Source organism: Pseudomonas persica (assembly GCF_900291015.1).
Taxonomy (GTDB): Bacteria; Pseudomonadota; Gammaproteobacteria; order Pseudomonadales; family Pseudomonadaceae; genus Aquipseudomonas.
This window is the reverse complement of the sequence record NZ_OLKL01000324.1, coordinates 1-243: the sequence shown is the minus strand read 5'-3', so window position 1 is coordinate 243 and position 243 is coordinate 1. Positions and strand designations below refer to the sequence as shown.

Sequence of the window (243 nt, the reverse complement as noted above, 5' to 3'; positions counted from 1 at the left end):
ACCCTGACCGGCGCCAAGGAGTGCCGCAAGGTACGCATCGATCCGTCGCTGGCCAGTGATCCGGAAATGCTGGAAGACCTGATCGCCGCCGCCTTCAACGACGCATCGAACAAGATCGACGCCGAGTCGAAGTCGAAGATGGGTTCGGCCACTGCCGGCATGCAGCTGCCGCCGGGCATGAAGATGCCGTTCTGATGTCCGGCCTGGCACCCGCACTCCCGGGTGCCAGGCACTGTGTAGCGT

At 64.2% G+C, this 243-nt stretch carries 1 protein-coding gene; it reads left to right on the top strand.

The genetic code is table 11. The features are described from left to right. On the top strand, positions 1 to 195 hold a 195-nt coding region (locus FQ664_RS26750; protein WP_144175985.1), incomplete at its 5' end, for a YbaB/EbfC family nucleoid-associated protein. Positions 196 to 243: the final 48 nt, after the last annotated feature.